Below are 23,049 nucleotides of genomic sequence, written 5' to 3' on the forward strand. Positions count from 1 at the left end.
GCCAAACGGCCATTTCCGTGCCATGGCATGTGGCGTGGCCCACCCAGGCGCATGGCACTCACAGCGCCGACAGGGGCTGTAGCAGTTCGTGCAAGTCGGCCTCGGTGAACAGCGGCTCCTTGCGCGCGGCATCGCCACCATAAATGGCCTGCGCCAGCTGTGCCTTGCGCTCTTGTAGCGCCAGGATGCGCTCTTCGATGGTGCCCTGGGCCACCATTTTCACCACCCACAGGCGCTGCGTCTGGCCGATGCGGTGGGCCCGGTCAGTGGCCTGGGCCTCGGCAGCGGGATTCCACCAGGGGTCGTAGTGGATGACGGTATCGGCCTGGGGCAGGTTCAGCCCCACACCGCCCGCCTTCAGGCTGATCAGGAACAGCGGCACCTCGCCACTGGTAAAGCGCTGGATGATGTCATCGCGCTTTTGGCTTTGGCCGGTGAGCTTGACCCAGGGCAAGCCCCGGGCCTTGAGCTCGGCCTCGATCAAGCCCAGCATGCTGGTGAACTGCGAGAACAGCAGCACCCGCCGCCCCTCGGCCAGCATCTCGGGCAGCAGCTCCATCAACTGCGCCATCTTGGCCGACTCGCGCACCTGGCGGGCGGACTCCAGCGGCACCAGGTGCGGGTCGCAGCACACCTGGCGCAGCTTGAGCAGCGCATCCAGGATGGTGATCTGCGACTTGGCCAGCCCCTTGGAATGCAGGGCTTCGCGCACGGTCTTTTCCATGCCCAGGCGGATGGTTTCGTACAAATCGGCCTGCGCGCCCGTCAGCTCCACGCGCATCACGGTTTCCATCTTGGGCGGCAGCTCGGACGCCACCAGCGCCTTGGTGCGGCGCAGCATGAACGGCGCCACCCGGGCCCGCAATTGCGCCAGGCGCCCGCTGTCGCCCTGCTTTTCCACCGGGTTGCGAAACAGCTCCCGAAACCGCTGCTGGCTGCCCAAAAAGCCGGGCATGAGAAAGTGGAACAGGCTCCAGATCTCGCCCAAGTGGTTTTCCATGGGGGTGCCCGACAAGCACAGCCGGTGGCGCGCCTGCAGTGCCGACACCACCTGGGCTGCATTGGTGCTGGCGTTCTTGATGTTTTGCGCCTCGTCCAGCACCACAAGGTGCCACTGCAGTTGCAGCCAGCGCTCACGGTCGCGTTGCAACAGTGAATAGGGGGCGATGACCAGGTCGTGCTCGGCCACCGAATCGGCCAGCTCATGGCGGCCAGCGCCGTGCAGCACCAGGGTGCGCAGGCCGGGGCAAAAGCGCGCGGCCTCGCTGTGCCAGTTGCCCATCAGGCTCACCGGCGCGATCACCAGGGCCGGGGCTGTGAGGCGACCCGCGTCCTTTTCGACCTGGATGTGGGCCAACGTCTGCAGCGTTTTGCCCAGGCCCATGTCATCGGCCAGGATGCCGCCCAGGCCCTGGGCGCGCAGAAACTGCAACCAGTTCAGCCCCTGCTGCTGGTACGGGCGCAGGCTGGCGCGCACGCTGGCGGGCACAGGCACCTCGGCGATGGGGCTGGCGCCCTGCAGTTGCCGCACCAGGGCCTGCAGCGCAGCCGCGCCCTGCCACACCGCGCCTTCGCCCAGAGCGGCGCTGGCGCGCAAGGCCTCCAGGCGCGACAGGCGCAGGCTGGGCTGGGCAAAATCCGTCCCCCGCTCGCCCACCAGTTCGAGCAAAGCGGCCAGCCAGGGGCGCAGCGGCTCGGTGGGCAGGCGCACAAAGCCGCCCTGCGCATCGCCACGCGGCACGTAAACAAAGGGCGGCAGCTGCGGCTGCCCGGTCGCTGCATCGGGCGGGTGCTGCGCCGCCTGGGCGATCAGGTCCGGCAGCCAGGGCAGCACGTTGTGGCGCTGGCCGTCCAGCTCCACGCCCAGCGACAGCGAGAACCAGGGCGAGGTGTCTGCGGCTTCGTCGGGCATCACACCCGGCATCACATTCGGCAGTGCATCAAACACTCCTGCGCGCCCGGCGTCCGGTTCAAAAGGACTGGGCAGTCCCTGCGCTTCGCCGCCGCCCTCGTGCCCCAACTTCGCAGCGCGGGCCACGGGCTGCGGTGCCAGCGCCACCGTCAGGTTCTGCGCATGGCTCACCCAGCCCTGCAAGGCCGGGTCCTGCATCACAGCAAACCCCGCTTCGCTGAACACCACAAAACCCGCATCGGCCCAGGGCATCCAGGCCTGCTGCGAACGCTCACCGGGCAGGCCGAAGACGCCATCGTCCGTGGCCAGCAGGCCCAGCGCCATCAGCTTCTGGATGGCTTCCAGCTCCGCCTGCGGGTGGCGCTGCAGCAGCACCTTGGGGCCATCGCTCCCGTCCAGCGGCGCCACCATCACCTGCGCGCCCTGCCCCGGCCACCAGCCCCGGTGGCCAGCGTAGTCAAAGCTGAGCCGCGCCATCACCAAACCGAGCGTAGGCCGCTGGGTCAGCGGCGTGGGTGCCAGGTGCAGGCAAGGCCGGGGCACCACGCCTTGCACCCGCTGCACGCCCTGCACCACCGGCGGCAGGGGCACGTGGGGCAGGCTGCGGGCCATTTCGTCCTGGTACTTCTCGATGGCCGACACCCGCAGCGCGGGGGCCTTGAGCAGCACATCCAGCTGCGCCGCAGTGACCGTGCCCAGGTCCACCGGCCCGCATTCGCCCCGCTCGGCGTCGACGAACAAGGGCGGGCTGTTGTGGCACAGCGTGCCGCCATCGCCCGACAGGGCTGCGCGCAGCTGCCAAGCGGGCTCGGCCGACAAGGCACCGGGCTGCGCGGGCACTTCGCGCCACAGCCACTGCAGCGCGCGCGCAGGGGCAAAGCGCAGCGGCTCGCCCACGGTGGAGCCGCCCGCATCGGCAAACAGCCGCCCGGTGCTGGCCGCCTGCTGCAGCGCCAGCAAGCCGACCTGCCCCTCCAGCACCGCGCAGGGCGCGCCGCTGTAGGCCGAGTAATACCCCTGGCTGCGTGGCATGGCGCGCAGCAGTTGCAGCACCTGGCGATCGGTCTCGCTGGCCTGGTTGTACACCGCCTGGCCCTTGGCGGGCTGGGTGCGCACCTGCTTGGGCTTGGCCCAGCCACCGGTCAGCTTGGGGTAGGACACCACGGCTTCGAGCTGCAACTGGGTGGGCTGGCGCGCGCCACCCACCACCGACGCCAAATACAAATACTGCTCAGGCCGCGCGCTGCGGTCGGTGGGGCTGAGCACCACATCGCCCCCAGCGGCGCGGTCCAGCGCGGCCAGCCAGTTCACCAGCTGGGCCTGGGCCTCCGCCTGCTGCACGGCGGCCATGCGCTCGCGGGCCGACAAGGACGCTGCCGCCGCGCTCACATCCTTGCGCGGGGCCGCTGCCGCGCGGGCTTCATCGCTCAGCGGCAGGCGGGCCGCCTTGAGCATCAACGCCACGGCATGCTTGCACTGGCGGCCCACGGGGCAGTCGCACACGCTGCGCCAGTAATCCACCTGGCCATCGGGCATCACCGCCATGGTGACGGCCACCTCATACGGTAGGTGCTGCGTGCCCTGCACCAGGGCCTGTATCCGCCAGCCTTCGTCCATTGGTTCAATGTCCGGCTCGCCCACCAAACCTTGTGCCAGCAAGGCCTTGCCGCGCATCCAGGGGCCGTCCTCGCACAAGGCACGCAAAGAGTCGGGATCGAACCAGAAGGTGTCAGACATTACAAGTCAAAATGGCTTCTATCGCTTGATAAATAAGCGCCAGCAGCTATACATTTAGTAGCATCAAGCACCCGCCACGGTGCGGTCTGCGCGCACGCGGTCAAACACCTCTTGCGCCATGGGGTCGGTGGCCGCGCCCGAAGGGGCACCGCTGCGCAGGGTGGCCAGCAATCGATCGAGCACAGCGGCCTGGGGCAGCAAGGGGCCCAAAAAATGCGCCTTGCGCCCATCGGCGATCAGCAGCGTAGGGAAGGTCTCCACATCCAGGTCACCTGCCAGCTCCGATTCGTCCTCAATGTCCACCCATTCAAAGCGCACGTCGGGGTGGGCCTGGGCCAGGGTGTCAAACAGCGCCCGGTAGTCGCGGCAGGTGCCGCACCAGCCCGCGCACAGGCACACGGCCCACCAGCCGCTGGGCTGGGCGGTGGTGGCGGAATCAACAGGCAAGGCGGCAGGGCTGGGCATCGGTTCAACTCCTCAAGCCCGCAAGGCAAGGGCCAGGGCTACAACGGGATCACGGACTGCGCCGTTCGCGGGCGCGGTAAACCTCGATGGTACCCACACCGGCGGCCTGGTTGCCCCAGCTGCTCCTGACAAAGGTGGCCACAGCGGCCACATCCTCATCGCCCAGCAGGTGCTGAAAGGGCGGCATGCCATGCGGGCGCGGGTTGCCCGCCGTGGCGGGCAGGTAGCCGCCCTGCAGCACCACACGCACCAGGTTGGTCGGGTCGGCCAGCACCACGGCGCGGTTGCCCGCCAGGGGCGGGAAGGCGGGTTCCCCCGCCTCGTCCTTCGCGCCCTGCCCTTGCGCGCCGTGGCACTGGGCGCACTGGGCTTCGTACACCTTGGCCCCACGCGCCATGGCCGATGCGGCGGGTGGCGCTGGTGACACGGATGGCTCCTTGGCCTGCTGCGGCAAGGCCTTGAGGTACACGGCCATGGCCCGGGCATCGGCATCGCTCAGATACTGGGTGCTGCGGTGCACCACCTCGGCCATGGGGCCGATGACCGAGCCGTGCGGGGCCACGCCGGTTTGGAGCAAGGCCATCACATCGGCCTCGCTCCACGCCTGCACGCCAGCCTGGGCGGGGTCAGTGAGCGCCGGGGCCAGCCAGTTCTGCACCGGGATCAGCCCCCCTGCCAAAGCCTGCCCATCCCTGGTGGCGCCCATGGCATTGCGCGGCGTATGGCAGGCCGCGCAGTGGCCCAGGCCGTTGACGAGGTAGGCGCCGCGCTGGTAGTCGGGGGAGGAGGAGGTGGTGGTGGTTGCAGAGGCCGCCTGCGCCACCGGGGCACCGGGCGCAAAGAACAGCGCCCGCCACACCCCCAGCGCCGCCTGGGTGCTGTACGGAAAGCGCAGCGCGTGCGCTGTGTTGGCCTGCGCCACGGGCTTCAGGCTTTGCAGATAGGCGTAGAGGGCGTCCGAGTCTTCACGCGTGACGTGCGTGTAGCTGGGGTACGGAAACGCCGGGTACAGCAGGCGCCCATCCTTGCTGCGCCCGTGGTGCAGGGCGCGCCAGAACTCGGCCGATGTCCACGCGCCCAGGCCCGTGGCTTTGTCGGGCGTGAGATTGGGGCTGTAGACCATGCCAAACGGCGTCTCAATGCCCCGGCCACCGGCCCACGGTGCGCCGCCCTGGGCGGTGTGGCAGGCCATGCAGTTGCCCACGCGGGCCAGGTACGCGCCCTGCGCCACCAGCGCGGGGGTGGTCTGCAGGGTTTCGGCCGTGGGCAAAGGGGCTTCGCCACGCAGGTTCAGCGCCACGATGGCAGCGGCCGCCACGCCCACCGTGGCCAGGGTGCCGGACACCCATCGCAAAAGTCGCCGCAGGTTCAGCCGCTTCATGGGCGGCCTCCTTCGGCCACACCGCCACAGCGCGCAGGCATCGCGGCGGGCAGGCTGCTGGCAGGCTTGCCATGGCCGGGCACCGGCTGCGCGGCCAGCCAGGCAGACACCGCACTCACATCCTCAGGCGTGAGCTGGCGCGCCACATCGGCCATGCAGTCGGGCGCGTGGGCCTTGCGCTGGCCGGTCTTCCAGGCGCCGAGCTGGCTGTTGAGGTAATCACGCGGCAGGCCCAGCAGGCCGGGGATGGACGGGGCCACCCCCGTCAGGGCCGCACCGTGGCACTGCACGCAGGCCGGAATCTTTCGCGCCGCATCGCCCTGCTGCACCAACGCCTGGCCTTGGGCCCGTTGCGCAGGCGTGCCCTGGGGCGCGGGGGCCGGGGGATACGGCACGTCCAGCGCCGCAAAGTGGGCGGCCATCTCGCGCAGGTAGTCGTCGCTCAGGTGCTCCAGCAGGTACGCCATCTGCGGGTAGCTCCGCCGCCCGTCGCGGAAGTTGAGCAACTGGTTGGCCAGATAGCCCGCGGGCTTGCCCGCGATGCGCGGGAAGTAGCCCTCGGGCGTGGCGCGGCCTTCTTTGCCATGGCAGGCGGTGCAGGCCAGCACGCGCGACGCCATGCCTGAGAGCGCAGCAGTTGGCGCAGCGGCAGCGGGCACGGGCTGGACGCCTGCGGCATCCGCAGCACCGGGCGCAGCCCCTGCAGCACTGCAGGCCAGGGCGGCGCCCCACAGCGCCAGGGCGCGCAGCCGGGTGCGAACAAATTCGGTCATAGGGTCGTTGTGTGAAGGCTTGTAGGGGACGGCACAAACACAGAGCAAGGCCTGCGGCCGCCTGCCACTTTACGCGCCCGGCGCACCACCGAACAGGCGCAGTGGTGGCGCAAACAAGCAGAGCAGATGCGCTACGCCAGCCTACGCGGCAGGGGCGCGGGGCTAGGCCGTGGCTGTGGCCATCTGCCCATTCACTATCAAATCAATAGCTGCTTGCGCTTATTCTGCAAGCGCTAGCGGTCATTTTTGCTGATGAGCCACCGATCACCGATGGCCCTCACTCCCTCTCCCCTGGCGGGAGAGGGGGCAATTCCCGAGCGCCGCAGCTGGTGCACAGGCTGATACCCCTCTCTAAGACATCCACCCAATCCAGCATCTCCATGAAAGACGGCCCCTCGCTGCGGCCAGCAAGGCACTGCCGTCCCCACCCTCCCCCAGCCCTCAGCGGCCCGCGTCTGCGTGCTGCGCCTGCTCTTGTGCAGCCATGCGCACGGCGGCGTTCACGGCACCATAGCCGTCGTAGCCGCCTTCGCGCTGCACCACTTCAAAGAAGAAGCGGTCGGCAAAGGGCTCGGTGTAGGCGTGCAAAAAGCGCCCGCCGCCCGGCGACACATCGGCCACGATGTTCAGCGCCTGCATGCGGCGCACCAGGGCCTCGCCCAGGTCCAGGCGGGCCAGCAGGTCGTCGTAATAGTTGGGGCTGATGGGCACCCACTTCACGCCCTGGGCCGTGAGGCGCTGCACGGTGGCAAAGATGTCGTTCGTGGCCAGTGCGATGTGGTGCACGCCGCCGCCCGAGCGGCCCGTGGCCCGCACCTGCTGCGCCGTGCGCGTGCGCTGGCTTTTGGAGACATTGAGCACCAGGCGCAGATTGCGCTCGGCGTTGGTGAGCGCGCAGCTGCGGATCAGCCCGAACGGGTCGGCCAGCTCCAGGCTCTCGCCCGCACTCAGGCCCAGGATGGACTGGGCAAACAGCGTCCAGGTGTCCAGCTGGTCGTTGGCCAGCGCCAGGGCCATGTGGTCCACATGCGTGAGGCCGCACTGCGCAGGCACGGGCGCACGGGGCACGGGGGCGACAAAGTCGGCATCGAGTGTGGAGCCCGCGTGCACAAAGTGCACCACCGCGCCGCCGGGCGAGATGATGGCAGGCAGTTGCAGCTCATTCGGCCCCAGCGGGCTCACGTGCCGGGCCGATAGCAGGGCGGCTGCGCGGTTGGCGGCCTGCACCGGGTCGGGCGCGACCAGGCCCATGGCGCACACCGAGGGGCCCAGCTCGTCAAAGCGCTGGCGCGCCTCCGAGCCCGGCTGGGTGTTGATGACGAACTGGATATCGCCCTGGCAGTACAAATCCACCGCCTTGCTGCGGTGGCGGCCCGTGTGCTCAAAGCCCAGCGCGGTGAAGGTGCTGGCCAGCGCCTGACCCGTGGGCTCGTCCACACCAAACTCGATGAAGCTGAAGCCGCCCACGGGCTGCACGGCGGGCGGCGCAGCCAGGTCCAGCCGCTGCAGCGCGCGGGTGGCAGCGGGGGCGCGGGCCTCGCTCGATGCGGCCTGCGTGCGGGCCGTCAGCCGGTTCTTGCATTCGCTCTCCAAGAACAGCAGCGAGCGCATGGCGTCCAGCGCCGTGCGACGGTTCGGCGTTTCGCGGAACACATCGTTGAAGATTTCGAGCGACAGGTTGCCGGTGTAGCCCGCCAGCAGCGCCTGCTCAAAAAACGTCACCACATCCAGCTGCCCCTGGCCGGGAAAGTTGCGGTGGTGGCGCGCCCACTGGATCACGTCCATGGCCAGCAGCGGCGCGTCGGCCATCTGCACAAAGAAGATGCGCTCACCCGGAATGTCGGCAATGCCCATCGGGTCGTCGCGCAGCGACAGGGTGTGGAAGCTGTCCAGAATCAGCCCCAGGTGCGGATGGTCGGCCTTTTCGACAATGTTCCACGCCTGTTGGTACAGGTTGACCCACTTGCCCCAAGCCAGGGCCTCGTAGCCAATGCGCAGGTTGCGGCGGCTGGCGCGCTCGGCCAGCTCGTGCAGTTGCGCCGCCGCGCGCTCGGCATCGCCCAGCGATGCGGGCGAGGTGTTGGAGCACACCAGCATCAGCGGGCAGCCCAGCTCCTGCATCACATCGAACTTGCGCTCGGCACGGTCCAGGCTGCGGCGAAACAGATCGTCGGGCATGCCCTCAAAGTCGCGAAACGGCTGGTACAGGTCAATGCCCAGGCCCAGATCGGCGGCTTGCTGGCGCAACTCGCGCGCGCTGCCGGTGAAGCTGATGAAGTCGGGCTCAAACAGCTCAATGCCATCGAACCGCGCAGCGGCAATGGCTTCGAGCTTCTGGCGCAGGGTTCCGCTCAGGGAGACGGTGGCAATGGATCGGCGCATAGGTAAAGCTCTATTCAGCAACAAAGTCTTCAAGCAAAAAGGCGGGTCTCGTGCTAAGCAGTGAGTAGCGCGCTACCTCGGCAACTGGCGCGCCACCCAGCGCAGGACGGCCAGCAAGGGCCGCCCCGCAGCAAAGGCCGTCGTCCCCCGAGGGGGAAGGCGCGAAGCGACTCAGGGGGCATATCAATACTTCAATACTTGATGCGCGCCACGGCGCGCAGCTCATCGGCCGTGGCGGTGCCGTAGCCAAAGAATTCCAGGTAGGCCGGAATCATCTCGAACAGCATGTCGGTGCCCACCTGCACACCGCAGCCCTTGGCCAGCGCGGCTTGCAGCAGCGGCGTGTATTCGGTCTTCATCACCACCTCGCCCACCATGGCACCAGCGTCGATGCGCGCCACATCAAAGGGCAGCGGGTCGCCCTCCTTCATGCCCAGCGGCGTGGCGTTCACCACCACGTCAAAACCCGCCGGGTCGTTGGAGCCCGTCTGCACCACCAGCTGCGGGTAGTGGGCGCGCAGGCGCTCGGCCAGGCCTTCGGCGCTGGCGGCATAGGTGTCATACAGACTGATGTGGGCCACGCCCTCAGCCGCCAGCGAGGCCGCAATGGCCGAGCCCACGCCCCCCGCGCCCGACACGATCACACGCGCCCCGCGCAGCGTGCGCCCCTTGCGCAGCAGCCCGCGCACAAAGCCCGCGCCATCGAACTGGTCGCCCAGCCAGGTGCCATCGGGGCGCAGCAGCAGCGCGTTGCAGGCCCCGGCAATGCGGGCTGTGGGCGTGACTTCGTCGGCCAGCGACAAGGTGGTGACCTTGTGCGGCATGGTCACCAAGGCGCCCTTGAGGTTGGTAAAGCGCGAGAGCGCGGCCAGCGTGGCGGTGTAGTCATCGGGCTTGACGCCCATGGGCACCACCACCGCATCAATGCCCTGCTTTTCAAACCAGGGGTTGTAGATCATCGGGGCCTTGAACGACTCCGTGGGGTAGCCCAGGTGGGCGATGAGTGCGGTTTTGCCGGAGATCATGCGGTTTGTGCCCCACGTTGCGAAGACTTGGCGGGGGCGGCCGATGCGGCGCCGTACTTGCCCAGCTGTGCCATGGGCACACGATAGGTTTCACGCGCGGTGAAGGCCGAGATGGCCGACACCACCGCAGCGCCCGTGGTGAACGCCGCCACCGGAATCCAGCCCGTAGGGCCAGTGCCCAAAATGGCCGCGCTGATGGTGGGCGCAAAGCCACCCAAGGCAAAGCCCAGCTGCGTGCCAATGGCCATGCCCGACAAGCGCACGCGGGTGTCAAACATCTCGCCATACAGGGCGGGCCACACACCGTTGGCGGCGCTGTACACCACGCCCGACAGCAAAATGCCCAGCGCAAAAATCAGCGGAATATTGGCCGTGCTCAGCGCCCACATGTAGGGCCAGATCAGCGCGGCAGAGCCCAGGGCACCCAGGATGAACACAGGGCGGCGGCCAATGCGGTCTGACAGCGTGGCCCACAGCGGGATGGCGCCCAGCGCCACCAGGTTGGCCAGCACCAGCACCGTGAGCATGGTGGCGCGCGGGATGTGGATGGTGTTGACCGCATACGACAGCGTGAACACGCTGAAGATGGTGCTGACCACCGACACCAGCGCGGCAAACACCACGCGCAGCACCTGGGCCTTGTGCTGGGTGAACAGCTCTACCACCGGCAACTTGGCCTTGCCCTTGGCTTGGGCGTCTTCTTCAAACGCGGGCGTCTCAGGCAAGGTGCGGCGCACCCAAAAGCCCACCGCCACCACCACCGCACTCAGCAAGAACGGAATGCGCCAGCCCCAGGCCAGCAACTGGTCCTCAGGCAACGCCGAAATGGGAATGAACACCAACGTGGCCAGGATGAGCCCCGCCTGCGTACCCGACAGCGTGAAGCTGGTGAAGAAGGCGCGGCGATGGTCGGGCGCATGCTCCAACGTCATCGAATTGGCCCCGGCCTGCTCGCCCGCCGCCGAGACACCTTGCAGCAAACGCATCACCACCAGCAGCGCAGGCGCGGCAAAGCCGATTTGCTCATACGTGGGCAACACACCAATCATGAAGGTCGAAAAGCCCATGAGCAGCAGCGTGAGCGTGAGCACCTTCTTGCGCCCAAACTTGTCGCCAATGTGCCCCAGCAGCACCGCCCCCAAGGGCCGGGTGATGTAGGCCACGCCAAACGTGGCAAACGCCGCCACGTTGGCCAGTTGCGGGTCAATCGACGGAAAGAACAGCTTGCCGAACACCAGCGCAGCGGCCGTGCCGTAGATGAAGAAGTCGTAGTACTCGACAGCACTGCCAATCCAGCTGGCGAGGGCCGCCTTGCGGGGATTGTGGCTGGCGGTGCCAGCGTGGGTGGCCGACGGAGAAGTGTTGGAAGACATACACATCCGGCGCAAAAAAGCGCCTTGTTTGATGAAAGTGCATGCAATGTACTAACTAGTACGTTATTCAATGACTAGGACAAACCCTAGGTAATTTGCACAGCGTCTGACGCAGGTCATTGCACCCAAACACCAGCCGATGGCAAGCGCCCGGTGGCATCTACAACGGCGCTCACAGCCAGGGCGGCCGCAGCGCAGAAGCACTCGCCCGCCCCAGCTCAGACTCAGTTGGCCTGGATGTTGTGCTCCCTCACCAGCTTGCCCCAGCGCTGGGTCTCGGTCTGCATCCAGTCGGTGATCTGCTGGCGGCGTACACACGAACTGGTGAGCCTGCTGGGCGCGCCCGGCTACGAAGCACGCGCCCGGCTGTCCGGCTGTCCGGCTGCCCAGCAAAACCGCCTTGCCCCAGCGTCTGGTCGTATCGCACCCGGTGCTGCGCCAGGCGCTGGCCCGGCTGCGAGACGAGGGCCGCATCCACACGCGCAAAGGCTCCGGCAACTTTGTGGCCGACGTCATGCCCCAGGGCGAGCGGCTGTCTTTTGGCACGCTCAGCAACATCCCCGACATCCGGGCATTTTTGGAATTTCGCTGCTGCATGGAGGGCGAAACAGCCGCCCGCGCCGCCCAGGTGCGCACCGATGCGCAAATGGCCCACATCCGCCACTGCCGCGAGCGCTTTGAGGCCGCACTGCACGCGGGGCAAGACGCCATGGAAGAAGACATCGCCTTCCACGAAGCTATTGCCATGGCCTGCGGCAACCGCTTCTTCAGCATGACCATGGCCGCCCTGGCGCCGCAAATCCGCTTCAGCATCGGCCTGGTCCGCAGCCTGGCCGGTCGCCCCAAGGGCGAGCGACTGGCCGACGTATGCCGCGAGCATGCTGCTATTGAGCAGGCCATTGCGCAGCAGGCTGCGGCAGCGGCCAGACAAGCGGCGGAGTCGCATTTGCAGGGGGGGATTGCGCGGTTGTTTGGGGGATGAGGGAGGTAACGTTTGACGGCTGGACGGCATTGGAAATGCCCCCCACCTTCCCGCCGAGTTGCGAGGAGACGTACCACGCTGTTCAATTGCAGACGGGTGGGTCTGGCTTGGACCCTGAAGCACCTTTCAGAAGCACAATCAGGAAGCCCCATTGACTTGCTGCAGCAGCCGATGGAAATCCCGGTGTGCGGCTACGACACGCGGTAGTTTGGTGAGGTAGCGCGTGTCGGGTTCCCAGGCATTTTTATACTTGGACGTTTAAACAGTTCAACCCTTGCAAACCCTTACTGCAAGCCGCGCCCAGGAAAAATCAGTGCCCAGAATATCCTTCACAGTCCAATTTATCCCGCAGGTTTTGCGGCCTAAAACACATTAAGGATTCTCTGCACGAATCCCGATGCGATGTGTTTGAGCGGGCGTGAAGGCGAGACAATTCACGCATGAAGCAAAGCAGCCTGGGCATGAGCAACACCGTCAAGCGCACACGCAAGCGCGAATTCCTGGATGCGATGGCGCTGGTGGTGCCATGGGCTGAACTGGTCTCGCTGATCGAGCCTTACGCCCCCGAGAGTGGTCGCCGCGGCCAGCAGCCCTTTGCAGTGCAGACCCTGCTGCGTATCCATTTCATGCAGCAATGGTTCAAGCTCAGCGACCCAGCCATGGAGGAAGCGCTGCACGACGTGCCTGCCTTCCGTGATTTTGCAGGCCTATCCCACTGGGACGAACACATTCCCAGCGAATCGAGCATCCTGAGGTTTCGCCACCTGCTGGAGCGCCACAAGCTGGCCGAACAAATCCTGGCCACGGTCAACGCGCTGCTGCAGGCCAAGGGATTGCAGTTGAAGGCGGGCACCGTGGTGGATGCCACGCTGATTGCAGCGCCGAGTTCGACCAAGAACGAAGACAAGGCGCGAGACCCCGAGATGCACCAGAGCAAGAAGGGCAACCAGTGGTACTTCGGCATGAAGGCCCACATCGCAGTGGATGCGGACTCGGGTCTGGTACACACAGTGCGGGGCACGGCTGGCAACGTCAGCGACATCGTCGAAGCCAACAGCCTGTTGCACGGGCAGGAGACAGATGCCTTTGGCGATGCGGGCTATCAAGGCGTGGACAGGCGGCCTGACGCCAGGCCTGGCGTACGCTGGCATGTGGCCATGCGCCCAGGATTGCGCCGGGCGTTGGACAAGGACAAGCCTCTTGATGCACTGATCGACCAATTCGAGCGCACCAAGGCGCGCATCCGGGCCAAAGTGGAACACCCGTTCCGCGTGCTCAAGCAGCAGTTTGGTTATGTGAAGGTGCGCTACCGTGGTTTGAGGAAGAACACGGCGCAGATCGTCACGCTGTTTGCCCTGTCCAACTTGTGGATGGTCAGGCACGAATTGCTGGCCATGGGGCAAGTGCGTGTGCAAGGGGCGTAATGCCCAGGAAATCGGGGAATTGCTTCCCCCAGGAGGCGCTTGGACAGCGTTTGGGCGCCTTGCCGGGGCTGGCTTTATCTCACGGCCGGGAGTAGCTCACTTCCAAGTGATTCGTGCTGACCTTCCTTAGAGCGTGTTATGAACTTTGCTGCGTGAGCACGGAGCCAAGGGTAGAGTTTGCAGATGCCCCGCAAGCCTTACCCGACAGACGTTAGCGATGAAGAATGGAGCTTCGCTGCGCCCTACCTGACCTTGATGAATCAGCACGCGCCCCAGCGCGAGCATGATCTGCGCGAAGTCTTCAACTCGCTGCGCTGGCTGGTGCGCGCAGGAGCGCCCTGGCGGATGCTGCCCAACGATCTGCCGCCGTGGGAGGCGGTCTACCAGCAAAGCAGGCGTTGGCTTGACGCGGGCTGCTTCGAGGCGATGGTGTCGGATCTGCGCTCCATCATCCGCGTGGCACAGGGTCGCCAGGGCCAGCCCAGCGCAGTAGTGATGGATGGGCGCACGCTGCAATCGAGTTGCGAGAGCGGTCCACGTGCAGGCTACGACGGCTACAAACGCAAGCGCGGCAGCAAGGTGCACATGGCCGTGGACACGCTGGGCCACTTGCTGGCAGTGCATGTCACGCCTGCACACGAACAGGAACGTGCGCAGGTGCAGCGCCTGTGCGAAGACGTACAGCAGGCCACGGGCCACACGGTACAACTGGCCTGGGCAGACCAAGGCTACACGGGTGAAGCGGCATCCAAAGCGGCGCAGGACAACGGCATCGACCTGCACATCGTGAAGCTGCCCGAGGCAAAGAAAGGCTTTGTACTGTTGCCGCGTCGCTGGGTGGTGGAGAGAAGCTTCGGCTGGCTGGCGAGGTTCCGCAGGCTCTCCCGGGACTACGAGCGACTACCGGAAGTACTCGGCGGACTGCATTTCCTGGTGTTTGCGGTGCTCATGCTGCCCGCTGCCGCACGGGTGCTGGCTGCAGCGGGAAGTTCATAACACGCTCTAGGCTGCCTATGAGTGCAAACATATCAGCGCGAGACAAACTGTGGATATTTTGGCTCTTAGTGTGCATTTTGTATTTCTGCGTTCTGTTTGCGTCTCGTTGCCATTGGAGTAGTGCACCATTAGCATTTGTGCATGACTGCAGGAATTACGGTATTGATTGGAATGCTTTCATGGCTCCTATTGGAGTATTTGTTTTTATTCTCACCCCGCTGTCAGTCACCTACTGGATACTTCGAATTATTCAAATACTGTTTTGTTGCTTCCGCCATCTCATTGCTGGCCTCAAAGGCAACTCAGATGGCACAGCCTAACTGTCGAACCCGCAGGCTCATGTGATCGTCCGGGATGCGACAGTTACCTCTCAACTTCAACATCCGGTTAGCTCAACATTAGCCATCAAAACATTTCTCGTTTTTGCAAAGCAACCCATGAACGAACCTTTCCGAGACTTCGACCTTTCTGACTTTTGGGTAGATTCTGACTACGCCCGAGAGGAATACATCGATAGTCCTCTCACACTTGAGAAGGTGGCTGCAGTCGAACATCAATTGGGCTACAAGCTCCCTACCGCATATGTCGCCCTTTCGCAATTGCAAAATGGCGGAATTCCCAAAAGAGCAAATCACCGCACGCCAACGCCCACGTCATGGTCTGAAAACCACATTGCCGTTTCGGGCATCTACTCCATTGGCGATTCCAAACCATGCTCATTACTGGGCTCATTCGGGAGAGAGTTCTGGTGCGAAGAGTGGGGCTATCCGCCAATTGGCATTTACTTTGCAGACTGCCCCTCCGCAGGGCACGACATGCTCTGTCTCGATTATCGAGTTTGTGGTCCCGCGGGTGAGCCGAGTGTGGTTCACGTGGACCAAGAACTTGACTACAGAATCACCCTCGTAGCCGAGAGTTTCGAATCATTTATTCGAGGGCTGGAGTTTGACGAGGCGTCGGATTGACACGATGCCCAACTCCGAGAACGACTTGACTCCCTTTGGTCGCAAGGCGCTGCGCGAGAATGCCGCACAGCGTCGATTAGGTCTACTTTAGGGCCAGAGAAATGGGCCGCCAGTTCACGTACTACGGTCTGCCTGAAGATCTGGCTGAGATCGAAGAAGGCGTATTCAACCCAGCCGGAGGGATGCTTCTCATGAGGGAGAAGCGAGATCAGCGCGACAACCTGGTTCCGGTTTCCCACTTCCCGTTGGCACGGGAACTCATGGGCACGCAATCGCTATCTCTTTTGCTGGCCCCACCGGAGCGGCTCCGATCCATCGTGTTTGAAGGCCCTTGGTTGCATGTCGCAAGGTCAAATTTGATTGAAGTTGATCGCTGCTACGTCAAGGACGGCAGCATCCGTGGCGGCCGCTTCTGGTATGAGCCCAAGGTACTCCATGGCGATCCGGTAAAAGCGAAGCCAACAGAGTTTGTAGCCTGGGCTGAAGGCATCTTCAGTCAAACCAAGAAGTTGCTAACCCGCCAGAGTTTCAGCCATGGCGATCACACTTACACCGAGTGGTTTGGTCCTAAGGCGTGGTGCGAAGTCAGCGACGGGAGGCTTGATGTCAAGCTCAACTAGCCTTAAACGCTCCATCAAGAGGCCCTGTCTCTGGCAGGCATCTCAGGTCGAACACTAACCGCAAAAAATGACGCGCGTTTTTCTTTTAGAGCACCTTCACCTCCTTGGTGAGGACGAGGAGGATGTGAAGGCACTCGGGATCTACTCGACCCGTGAGGCGGCTGTTGCAGCCGTGGAACGTTTCCGCAAGTTGCCCGGATTTCGAGACACACCTCAGATGGCGAACCATTCCAAACCTGGTCCGGCCGAAGGCTTCAACATCGACGAATATGAACTGGACCAAGACAACTGGTCCGAGGGGTATGAGACGCAGTGGATGTGAAAGGCGTGGCGCCTGCCCAGCTGGTTGTGGCAGGAGAGCCACGAGCGCTTCAGTCAAACAGAAAGGGCGACCCTGATGCTTAGCGGCATGGGGCCAATCACTTTTGCGTTGTGCAGCTGATTTTTTCCTGCAACCACCTACGCACCTGACCTAAATAGGTCTGTCATCCCGATCACCCGCACGCCCCCCCTGAACGCCAACCCCATATAAAACATCCGCACATCACGGAACCCCGCCTCGCGCAAAGCCGCCTCATCCTCCTGCGGCGTCAGCACCGCCAACTCCGCGACCACCTTGTCCCGCGCCCTGGCCGCATGTTCTAGCGGCACGCCAGATGCCACCGGAAACGCGGCATAGCGCGACAGCCACAGATCGCGCTCCCCTGCCCCAGCCTCGCCGCCAGCGCGCTCCCCGTCCACCACGCTCAAATGCACCAACACCAGTGGTGCGCCGGGTTTTAGACGCTGGCGGATTTCCTTCAACATGGGCAAACGCTGCTCGCGTGGCGACGGGCTGCGCAGGGTTTCGACAGGCTCAACCCGAACGGGCGGGGAATGAAGGGCGCGGCACAAATATTCAAGCCAAATTGGCCTGCAGCGCTTATCCATCAAGCGCAAGAAGCTATTAAATTAGTAGCAAATACAGTAGCTATTGACCGGACTTCGCCCCACTTGAACCGTTCACGCTGAGCCCGTCGAAGCGCCGCCCAAAGCTTCGGCAGGCTACCCCCGAACGGGTGTGAAGATTCAAGAGAGCGGGCTCACGCATCGCGCACCGCTGCGGCCTTGCCCGGCTGCCGCAGCGGCGCCACCGTGAGACTTGTGCTGCAAGGCACTTACGCGACCGTGCTTGCGGCGCAGCCAAGTTGTAATGCGCAGTACCCAGCCGCGCCGTTGAAAGAATGGCGCCCCGTCTTTTCACCGAAAGCGAGCCATGACCACCACCACTGCCATTCCCACCACCGCCCTGCAACTGCGCTCCCTCGTCCAGCCCGATGGCACGCTGCAGATCAGCCTGGCGCCCACGCCCGTGCCCACACCGGGGCCGGACGAGGTGCTGATCCAGGTGCAGGCCACGCCCATCAACCCGTCGGACATTGGCCTGCTGCTGGGCCCGGCCGATTTGTCTACCGTGCAGGTCTCCGGCACGGCAGAGCGGCCTGTGGCCACGGCCCGCATCCCTGAGCGCGCCATGCCCAACATGGCGGCGCGCCTGGGCCAGAGCATGCCGGTGGGCAACGAGGGGGCGGGCCTGGTGGTGGCTGCGGGTGCATCGCCCGCCGCGCAGGCGCTGCTGGGGCGCACGGTAGCGGTGATTGGCGGGGCCATGTATTCGCAATACCGCGCCATGCCCGCTGCTCAGTGCCTGGTGCTGCCGCACGGCACCACAGCGGCAGAAGGCGCATCGTGCTTTGTGAACCCGCTCACGGCGCTGTGCATGGTGGAGACGATGAAGCGCGAGGGCCACACCGCGCTGGTGCACACCGCTGCGGCCAGCAACCTGGGGCAGATGCTGAACAAGGTGTGCCAGAAGGATGGCGTGGGCCTGGTGAACATTGTGCGCAAGCCCGAGCAGGCGGCGCTGCTGCGCGGCATAGGTGCCCAGCATGTGTGCGACAGCAGTGCGCCCACCTTCATGGCCGACCTGACGGATGCACTGGCCGCCACGGGCGCCACCATTGCGTTTGATGCCACGGGCGGCGGCACGCTGGCCGGGCAGATCCTGCAGTGCATGGAGGCCGCTATCAACCGCACGGCCAAGGAATACAGCCGCTATGGCTCGGCCGTGCACAAGCAGGTGTACCTGTATGGCCACCTGGACACGCGGCCCACCGAAGTGCACCGCACCTTTGGCATGGCCTGGGGCATGGGCGGGTGGCTGCTGTTTCCGTTTTTGCAGAAGATTGGCGAAGAGGCGGCCCAGGCGCTGCGCGCGCGCGTGGCAGCAGAGCTGAAGACCACGTTTGCCAGCCACTACGCACGCACGGTGTCGCTGGCGGGGGCACTGAGCGCCGAGGCGATTGCCTTTTATGGCCCGCGCAACACGGGGGCCAAGGTGTTGATTGATCCGTCGATGGGGTGAGTGCGCACCGTGCGATGCGAAGCCGCTTGAAGCGTTGCGCCGCGCTTTGGCCAACTCAGCGTGAACGGGGTTTTTTGCGACTCCACCGGCGATCACGCCCTACCGTTCGGGCTGAGGTTCTATGGTTCCCGTCAAGCTCTGCCAGCGACCAGCGCGGGATCGAACAGAGCTTGCTGCTTGAACAGTGAGAAAGCCACACGCAAGAGCTTACGGGCAAGCACGACAAGTGCAGCGGTCGTGCTCAAGCCTTTGTCACGCTGAGCACAGTAATAGCCGTTCCACGTCTTCGTGCGCGCCGCCGACATGGCTGCTGCGTACATCAAGCGCCTGATCTCTGGCCAGCCCCTCTTGGACAAGCGCCTTTGCCCCGTTTTCTTGCCAGAGTCGTTGGGGCGAGGGTCCAGCCCGGTAAATGCGATGACCGCATCAGCACTGCCGCCTTGCATCCGCCCAAACAGCATCACCAGCAAAGCGCCACAAACCAGCCCCAGGCCGGGCACGGAGGTGATGTGTTCAAACGCTTGGTGGCTGCTGAGATCAGCCCGCAGGGTAGTTTCTATTTGCCCATCGACATGTTTGATGGCTTGTTGCAAGGCCGCCAGCACTGGCTCGTCCAGGCGTGCAAGCGTCTTGCTGTGGCAGCCGGCTTGAGCCAGTGCGCTGCGCTGACGCACCAGAGTTGCCCGGTGTGCGAGGAGCTCGCGCAACACGGCTTGGCAAGCGGTGGGTGGCTGCCACTGCTGCAAATGCGCATGTTCGTGGCAGATATAGCGTGCCAGCACGAGCGCATCCATCCGATCGGTCTTGCCGCGCTGACCCACCGACTGGGCGTAGCGGCGTGCATCCAGCGGATTGAGGACATAGACACGCAGGCCTGCGGCGTGCGCTGCCAGCGCAAGCGGCACGTGGTAGCGGCCGGTGGACTCCAGCGCCAGTACGCTTGCGGGGCGCAACGTGCGCAGCAGCAGGGCAATGCCCTGGGGTGTATTGGCAAACCGGCGCACGCTGGCCTGGCCCTGCGCGGCCACGTCCAGATGGGCGCTGGCGACATCCACGCCGACAAACTCAGTAGCTTGTTGAGGGTTCATCGCTCAAAATACGAGCGCCGGGATGTGTCCTGCTGTCGGCGTGAGCTTGCAAGAATTGACGATCGGTGCTGCCAAGCGCAGCTTGCCCTCGTCAGGTTCCTTATCGACGCTCGGCGCAGGGATGGGGTAATGACTCAGTAGGTCGGTCAGTTGGATCTGAAGCAACTGCCGATGCTTGTCGATGTCCCTGCATCCCGGCTCCTCGCCCTTTCTTACAGGTTGGTTGATGGGAGCTAAACCATACAAGCTTGTCGAAGCCCTGCGCGGCGCTTCGACAGGCTCAGCGTGAACGGCTCTTGGTGTTTCAAAGTGGCGCGTTGCGCTGCCTTCAAGCCGCAGCCGCACGCACCATTGCCACCAACTGCTCGCGCGCCCCTAGCAGCGCATCGCCGCCCAGCAGCTGCAGCGCCCCGCCCTTCCCTGCAACCACCAACTGCGGCACGCCGCGCGCACCCACGGCGCGCAGCATGGCCTGGGCGGCGGCCGTGCGTTCGGCGGTGGCGCGCTGCAACGCGGTGTTTGGGGCAAGGGCCAAATCAGCCGCTTCTTGCAGTCCGACGGCTCGCAACACGTCAGCGATCACAGCGGGGTCGGTGTTGTCGCGGCCATCCACATAGCGGGCGTGCTGCAGGGCGTGCAGTGCTTCAAGCTCACGCTCGGGAGCGGTCTGGGCCACAGCGGTCAGGGCCAGCGTGGCGGGGCCGGAGTCAAAACGGCCATTCGCCGCACCCAGGATGTGATCGCGGTAGGCCTGCGTGAAGGGCTGGCCCGTGAGCTGCTGGATGCGTTGGTCGTTGGCCCACGCGTATGCGGCAAATTGCGCGTCCATGGGCCGGGCGCCAGCGCCTGCAAACAGGCCGGTGGGTGCAAGTGCCACATCGATACCCTCCACACCCTGCAGGTACTGGAGCGCAGGTGCAGCGGCGTAGCACCAGCCGCACAGGGGGTCGAACAGGTAGGTCACCGTGACGGTGGGCATGGAAGTCATGGATGAGGGTCTCTCTTTAGATGTGAGGCGGCGTGGAGGCAGACGGCGCCGCTGCTGGTGTGGAGGATGCGGCCAGCGCGGCCTCCAACGCCGCAATTTCTTCGGCCAGCGTGCCCCGGCTGCGAAAGTGGCGGGCGGCGCGGTCGTACCAGTTGGCAGAGCCTGTTTGCGATCTCGCAGGGGATCGCGTTGGAGCGCAATCGGGATGAGTGGATGCTTCGGATGCGCCGCATGGGCTCATGCCCATGCAAGCAGCCGTGGCGTCCAATCGCCCGATTTCGCTCCAACCCTTCGGGCAGTGGTCTTTGCGGGCGGTCTGCAGCGTTGCGGCGCTTGCCAATAGCCGAGCTATTGGCTGCGCACCGCGCCTTGCATCCCATCCCCTGGCCGGGCGCCCGCAAAGACCGCTGCGCGACCCCTGGGAGATCGCAAACAGGCTCTGTGCATCTTCCAGGTCGCCTTCCTGCAGGTGCAGGATGCCGTGCAGCCACGCGCCCAGCAGGGAGCCGTCTTGCTGCACCAGATCGTGCGCCGCGTTCCAGCGCCCGGCGTGCAGGTGCTGCAGGACTTGCTGGAGGGGGTGCGTTGCGGTCACGGTCTGGTTCCTTTCAAACGGTGGGCTGGGGCAGCACTGGCCTCGCGCTTACCACTTCATTTCGCCCTTGTTCACCTTGGCGCCGATGTCCAGCGACAGGCCCATGGGTGCTGCGGGGTAGGCCTTTTTCATCGCGTCGATGAGTTCGGCGCCGGTCTTGGTGGCGGCGGCATTCTTCTCAAACGTTTGCAGGTAGCCCTTGGTGTAGGTCACGTTGCTCACGTCCAGCGCCGTGCCTGCGGGCATGTGGCCTGGCACCACCACGGTGGGCTGCAGGGCGGCCATTTCGTCCAGCTGGGCCACCCAGGCGCTGCGTTCGGCCACGGTCTGGGTGTCGGCTGTCCACACATGCATGTTGGTGCCGAACACGCCGATGTTGCCCACCACGGCCTTGATCGATGGAATCCAAGCGTAGGGGCGGTGTGCCAGTGCGCCCGTGGTGCCACGAATCTCCACCGTCTGGCCGTCCACCGTGAGGGTGTTACCGCTCAGGGCCTTGGGCAGCACGGGCGTGCGTGGTGCATTGGCGCCCATCTTGGGGCCCCAGAAGCCGAGCTTGCCTGCGAGCTTGGCGTTGATTTTCTCCAGCACGGCGGGGGTGGTCACCACCTCGGCCTTGGGGAAGATTTCCTTGATGGTCTCCACGCCAAAGTAGTAGTCAGGGTCGGCCTGGCTCACGTAGATGGTCTTGAGTTCCTTGCCACTGTCGAGCACGTTGGCAGCAATGCGCAGCGCGTCGGCACGGGTAAAGCCTGCGTCAATGACCATGGCTTCCTTCTCGCCATAGACCAGGGTCGAGTTCACGTTGAAGCTGTTGCCGTCGGCGTTGTAGACCTTGACTTGCAGGGGCTGAGCGGCCTGGGCGCCAGCAAAAGCCAGGGACAGGGTGGCGGCGATGAGGGTGGTGCGGAACATGGCGGTTTCTCCAGAATTTGAGGGGGTTGCGTCGATCACAGGATGCAGTTTATTTGCACCAATCGATCTAATAAACACCATAAAATGCGCAAACTTGTTTCACAAATCGATCAAATAAACACCCTATGGACCGCCTGACCGCCATGCGCGTATTTGCTGAAGTGGCCACCAGTGGCAGCTTCAGCGCCACGGCCGACAAACTCGATATGTCGCGCGCCATGGTCACACGCTATGTGAGCGAGATGGAGCAGTGGCTGCAGGCCCGCCTGCTACAGCGCACCACCCGCAGCGTGACGCTGACCGATGCGGGCGAGCTGGCCCTGCGCCGCTGCCAGCAGATGCTGGCGTTGAGCGAAGACCTGGAAGAAGAAACCGCCACCACCGCCGAGGGCGAGCTGCGCGGCCAGCTGCGGCTGACCTGCAGCGTGTCGTTTGCGTTTGCGCAGATGGGTGCGGCGATTGCCGATTTTTTGGCCCAGCACCCGCAGCTCAAGATTGATCTGGATGCCAGCGAAGGCTCGCTGAACCTGGTGGAGCGGCGCATCGACCTGGCCATCCGCATCAGCGCCGAGCCCGACCCATTGCTCATTGGCCGCCCGCTGGCGCCGTGCACATCGGTGCTGGTTGCATCGCCCGCCTACCTGGCCGCGCACGGCACCCCACAGCAGCCCGCCGAGCTGGCCCAGCACCGCTGCCTGAGCTATGCCAACTTTGGCAAAAGCGTGTGGCAGCTTTCGCGGGGCGAGGTGGTGGAGCGTGTGGGCGTGTCAGGCCACTTCAGCGCCAACGAGGCCACCACGCTGATGCGTGCAGCGCTGGCGGGCGGTGGCATTGCGCTGCAGCCCACCTACCTCGTCAACCCGCACCTGCACAGCGGTGAGCTGCAGGCCGTGCTGCCGGGCTGGGATTTGCCGGTGATGACGATTTATGCGCTGTACCCCTCGCGCAGGCACCTGTCGCCCGCCGTGCGGGCGCTGCTGGACTTTTTGGTGCAGCGGTTTGCCCAGGTGCCGTGGTAGCGAGC

At 64.9% G+C, this 23,049-nt stretch carries 20 protein-coding genes; 8 read left to right on the forward strand and 12 right to left on the reverse strand.

Features of this window, described 5'->3' with window-relative positions; genetic code table 11:
• Positions 1-58: 58 nt before the first annotated feature.
• The 7 genes from CLU88_RS07255 to CLU88_RS07290 form a co-directional block, all read right to left on the reverse strand.
• Entirely contained in the window at positions 59-3,649 is a 3,591-nt protein-coding gene (locus CLU88_RS07255; RefSeq protein WP_099656013.1) for a DEAD/DEAH box helicase, read from the reverse strand.
• A gap of 63 nt (positions 3,650-3,712) precedes the next feature.
• Positions 3,713-4,114: a thioredoxin family protein gene (locus tag CLU88_RS07260; RefSeq protein WP_099656014.1), complete on the reverse strand. Its 402-nt coding sequence runs from the start codon at positions 4,112-4,114 to the stop codon at positions 3,713-3,715.
• Positions 4,115-4,163: 49 nt separating this feature from the next.
• Entirely contained in the window at positions 4,164-5,495 is a 1,332-nt protein-coding gene (locus CLU88_RS07265; RefSeq protein ID WP_199173430.1) for a cytochrome c, read from the reverse strand.
• Positions 5,492-6,268, reverse strand: coding sequence for a c-type cytochrome (locus tag CLU88_RS07270; protein WP_099656015.1), 777 nt, complete (start codon positions 6,266-6,268; stop codon positions 5,492-5,494). Before CLU88_RS07270 ends, CLU88_RS07265 begins: the two co-directional genes overlap by 4 nt.
• A 441-nt stretch (positions 6,269-6,709) precedes the next feature.
• Positions 6,710-8,650: a bifunctional sugar phosphate isomerase/epimerase/4-hydroxyphenylpyruvate dioxygenase family protein gene (locus tag CLU88_RS07275; RefSeq protein WP_099656016.1), complete on the reverse strand. Its 1,941-nt coding sequence runs from the start codon at positions 8,648-8,650 to the stop codon at positions 6,710-6,712.
• 191 nt (positions 8,651-8,841) lie between these two features.
• Positions 8,842-9,675 carry a shikimate dehydrogenase gene (locus tag CLU88_RS07285; RefSeq protein ID WP_099656018.1) on the reverse strand — a complete coding sequence of 278 codons (834 nt, stop codon included), beginning with the start codon at positions 9,673-9,675 and terminating at the stop codon, positions 8,842-8,844.
• Positions 9,672-11,048, reverse strand: a complete 1,377-nt coding sequence (locus CLU88_RS07290) for an MFS transporter (RefSeq protein ID WP_099656019.1) — start codon at positions 11,046-11,048, stop codon at positions 9,672-9,674. Before CLU88_RS07290 ends, CLU88_RS07285 begins: the two co-directional genes overlap by 4 nt.
• Before the next feature lie 382 nt (positions 11,049-11,430).
• Between CLU88_RS07290 and CLU88_RS07295 the strand changes: the two genes are divergently transcribed.
• The 6 genes from CLU88_RS07295 (at position 11,431) to CLU88_RS07320 (ending at position 16,357) form a co-directional block, all read left to right on the forward strand.
• A complete protein-coding gene (locus tag CLU88_RS07295) occupies positions 11,431-12,030 on the forward strand; it encodes a FadR/GntR family transcriptional regulator (RefSeq protein WP_255410674.1) in 600 nt (199 codons plus the stop codon).
• Positions 12,031-12,470: 440 nt separating this feature from the next.
• Positions 12,471-13,454, forward strand: coding sequence for an IS5 family transposase (locus CLU88_RS07300; protein WP_099656021.1), 984 nt, complete (start codon positions 12,471-12,473; stop codon positions 13,452-13,454).
• A gap of 183 nt (positions 13,455-13,637) precedes the next feature.
• A complete protein-coding gene (locus CLU88_RS07305; RefSeq protein WP_099655131.1) occupies positions 13,638-14,450 on the forward strand; it encodes an IS5 family transposase in 813 nt (270 codons plus the stop codon).
• Between the two features lie 437 nt (positions 14,451-14,887).
• Positions 14,888-15,415 (forward strand): SMI1/KNR4 family protein, encoded by a 528-nt coding sequence (locus CLU88_RS07310; protein ID WP_099656022.1) that lies wholly within the window; start codon positions 14,888-14,890, stop codon positions 15,413-15,415.
• 101 nt (positions 15,416-15,516) lie between these two features.
• Positions 15,517-16,035, forward strand: coding sequence for a hypothetical protein (locus CLU88_RS07315; protein ID WP_099656023.1), 519 nt, complete (start codon positions 15,517-15,519; stop codon positions 16,033-16,035).
• Between the two features lie 67 nt (positions 16,036-16,102).
• Positions 16,103-16,357, forward strand: a complete 255-nt coding sequence (locus CLU88_RS07320; protein WP_099656024.1) for a serine kinase — start codon at positions 16,103-16,105, stop codon at positions 16,355-16,357.
• A 137-nt stretch (positions 16,358-16,494) separates the two neighbouring features.
• On the opposite strand, the gene CLU88_RS07325 is transcribed toward CLU88_RS07320, so the two are convergent.
• Entirely contained in the window at positions 16,495-16,842 is a 348-nt protein-coding gene (locus CLU88_RS07325) for a hypothetical protein (protein ID WP_099656025.1), read from the reverse strand.
• A gap of 448 nt (positions 16,843-17,290) precedes the next feature.
• On the opposite strand from CLU88_RS07325, the gene CLU88_RS07330 reads away from it, so the two are divergent.
• Complete coding sequence (locus CLU88_RS07330) at positions 17,291-18,439, forward strand: zinc-binding dehydrogenase (protein WP_099656026.1); 1,149 nt, start codon at positions 17,291-17,293, stop codon at positions 18,437-18,439.
• A gap of 131 nt (positions 18,440-18,570) precedes the next feature.
• Here the strand turns inward: CLU88_RS07330 and CLU88_RS07335 are convergent, their stop codons facing one another.
• The 4 genes from CLU88_RS07335 to CLU88_RS07350 form a co-directional block, all read right to left on the reverse strand.
• Entirely contained in the window at positions 18,571-19,527 is a 957-nt protein-coding gene (locus tag CLU88_RS07335; protein WP_099654889.1) for an IS110 family transposase, read from the reverse strand.
• 328 nt (positions 19,528-19,855) lie between these two features.
• Positions 19,856-20,515 carry a DsbA family protein gene (locus CLU88_RS07340; RefSeq protein WP_099656027.1) on the reverse strand — a complete coding sequence of 220 codons (660 nt, stop codon included), beginning with the start codon at positions 20,513-20,515 and terminating at the stop codon, positions 19,856-19,858.
• Between the two features lie 16 nt (positions 20,516-20,531).
• On the reverse strand, positions 20,532-21,110 hold the full coding sequence (locus tag CLU88_RS22970) for a hypothetical protein (RefSeq protein ID WP_158235584.1): 579 nt from the start codon (positions 21,108-21,110) through the stop codon (positions 20,532-20,534).
• A gap of 48 nt (positions 21,111-21,158) precedes the next feature.
• Positions 21,159-22,025, reverse strand: coding sequence for an MBL fold metallo-hydrolase (locus CLU88_RS07350; RefSeq protein ID WP_099656028.1), 867 nt, complete (start codon positions 22,023-22,025; stop codon positions 21,159-21,161).
• Positions 22,026-22,150: 125 nt separating this feature from the next.
• Here CLU88_RS07350 and CLU88_RS07355 point away from each other — a divergent pair, with 125 nt between their 5' ends.
• Positions 22,151-23,044, forward strand: a complete 894-nt coding sequence (locus CLU88_RS07355; RefSeq protein ID WP_099656029.1) for a LysR family transcriptional regulator — start codon at positions 22,151-22,153, stop codon at positions 23,042-23,044.
• Positions 23,045-23,049: the final 5 nt, after the last annotated feature.

It is taken from the genome of Acidovorax sp. 56 (genome assembly GCF_002749705.1).
Classification (GTDB): domain Bacteria; phylum Pseudomonadota; class Gammaproteobacteria; order Burkholderiales; family Burkholderiaceae_C; genus Acidovorax.

Excerpts from the sequence above, each read along its gene's own strand:
- CLU88_RS07310 (WP_099656022.1), top strand. The coding sequence starts at position 14,888 with ATGAACGAACCTTTCCGAGACTTCGACCTTTCTGACTTTTGGGTAGAT.
- CLU88_RS07305 (WP_099655131.1), top strand. The coding sequence starts at position 13,638 with ATGCCCCGCAAGCCTTACCCGACAGACGTTAGCGATGAAGAATGGAGC.
- CLU88_RS07335 (WP_099654889.1), bottom strand. The coding sequence starts at position 19,527 with ATGAACCCTCAACAAGCTACTGAGTTTGTCGGCGTGGATGTCGCCAGC.
- CLU88_RS07325 (WP_099656025.1), bottom strand. The coding sequence starts at position 16,842 with ATGTTGAAGGAAATCCGCCAGCGTCTAAAACCCGGCGCACCACTGGTG.
- CLU88_RS07265 (WP_199173430.1), bottom strand. The coding sequence starts at position 5,495 with ATGAAGCGGCTGAACCTGCGGCGACTTTTGCGATGGGTGTCCGGCACC.
- CLU88_RS07355 (WP_099656029.1), top strand. The coding sequence starts at position 22,151 with ATGGACCGCCTGACCGCCATGCGCGTATTTGCTGAAGTGGCCACCAGT.
- CLU88_RS07350 (WP_099656028.1), bottom strand. The coding sequence starts at position 22,025 with ATGTTCCGCACCACCCTCATCGCCGCCACCCTGTCCCTGGCTTTTGCT.
- CLU88_RS07260 (WP_099656014.1), bottom strand. The coding sequence starts at position 4,114 with ATGCCCAGCCCTGCCGCCTTGCCTGTTGATTCCGCCACCACCGCCCAG.
- CLU88_RS07275 (WP_099656016.1), bottom strand. The coding sequence starts at position 8,650 with ATGCGCCGATCCATTGCCACCGTCTCCCTGAGCGGAACCCTGCGCCAG.
- CLU88_RS07285 (WP_099656018.1), bottom strand. The coding sequence starts at position 9,675 with ATGATCTCCGGCAAAACCGCACTCATCGCCCACCTGGGCTACCCCACG.
- CLU88_RS07300 (WP_099656021.1), top strand. The coding sequence starts at position 12,471 with ATGAAGCAAAGCAGCCTGGGCATGAGCAACACCGTCAAGCGCACACGC.
- CLU88_RS07315 (WP_099656023.1), top strand. The coding sequence starts at position 15,517 with ATGGGCCGCCAGTTCACGTACTACGGTCTGCCTGAAGATCTGGCTGAG.
- CLU88_RS07330 (WP_099656026.1), top strand. The coding sequence starts at position 17,291 with ATGACCACCACCACTGCCATTCCCACCACCGCCCTGCAACTGCGCTCC.
- CLU88_RS07270 (WP_099656015.1), bottom strand. The coding sequence starts at position 6,268 with ATGACCGAATTTGTTCGCACCCGGCTGCGCGCCCTGGCGCTGTGGGGC.
- CLU88_RS07290 (WP_099656019.1), bottom strand. The coding sequence starts at position 11,048 with ATGTCTTCCAACACTTCTCCGTCGGCCACCCACGCTGGCACCGCCAGC.
- CLU88_RS07255 (WP_099656013.1), bottom strand. The coding sequence starts at position 3,649 with ATGTCTGACACCTTCTGGTTCGATCCCGACTCTTTGCGTGCCTTGTGC.
- CLU88_RS07320 (WP_099656024.1), top strand. The coding sequence starts at position 16,103 with ATGACGCGCGTTTTTCTTTTAGAGCACCTTCACCTCCTTGGTGAGGAC.
- CLU88_RS07340 (WP_099656027.1), bottom strand. The coding sequence starts at position 20,515 with ATGACTTCCATGCCCACCGTCACGGTGACCTACCTGTTCGACCCCCTG.